Source organism: Cupriavidus sp. 01L46 (genome assembly GCF_056399905.1).
The window spans coordinates 1-1,022 of sequence record NZ_JBFTSF010000634.1 but is presented as its reverse complement, the minus strand read 5'-3'; the positions used below and the strand labels follow the sequence as shown (position 1 = coordinate 1,022).

Genomic DNA, 1,022 nt, shown 5'->3' with positions numbered 1-1,022 from the left:
GCCTTATATCCATCTCCACGCAAGCACGAATTTGCATTGTCGGGGAAGTCCCTCCGAAGTTATTTGATCCCTCCCTTGGTGGGGAAATGAAAGCCCCGCAGGGTCCATGCATGGTCAACGCGTGACCGACGCAATCCGGCGATGAAAGAGCGCGTTCCATCCGCAAGCCGCTCCCGTACGCCATAACGAAAAACCGCAAAAAACCCCGGCAAATCCACAAGAAACCGCGTAGCCCAATCGGGGGAAAGCGTCCTAAAACAGGCAGGAATTTCCATCATGAACACAAACCAAATTCTTCTGCATTACCCCTTTTAGGGGCATCCCTACTTTTGTCGGGTCCACTCTTCAGTAGGGATAGAAAACACGGCAAAAACGGCCGCTTCGCCTTGAAGATGTACCCCCAAGAGCCATACACTTCGCCGGTCTTCGCGCAGTGATGCACTGCAAGAGCAAAGCGTGCAGGCATCAAGAAGCCACCGCCGCAACGTTCATCTCCGCCCTGCAGGTCATCGCAGCGGAAAGGCCCCGACGTGTGCCATGTTGAACAAGCGGATTCGTCGCAGCAATCCCAAGCCAGGAGACGGCCAGGAGCGCGGACCTTTCGGGTATCAAGGGAACTATCAAGACGTGTTCAAGCTTTCAAGCCTTCTGTCTTTCCGTAGAGCGTTGCTGTTGCTGGGGACGATTCCGGTGCTGGCATCCTGCGCGCTAGCGCCCGGGATGCGCTTTGATCCGCAGCGCCCGCTCGATCCGGAAGATCCGGAATCGGTGCCCAAGGTTACGAAGATTACGCCGGCGTTGGTGCGGGCTATGAAGGCTGCCGCCACGCCGACTAATGCATCGGTGAGCGAATTGTTTGGTGAGCCTGAAGCCTATGTGGTCGGCGTTGGCGACATCCTCTCTATCGTGGTGTGGGATCACCCTGAGTTGGTGTTTCCTACGCAGACCTACTCGATTGGCTCCGCGTACGAAATTCCCAACTACAGCGGTKCGGCAAATGTACCTGGCTATGTAGTCAGTCC

At 56.1% G+C, this 1,022-nt stretch carries 1 pseudogene; it reads left to right on the top strand.

From position 1 onward, the window contains the following. Positions 1-537: 537 nt before the first annotated feature. Positions 538-1,022, top strand: a pseudogene (locus AC1DS3_RS39000) (hypothetical protein); the annotation flags it as partial.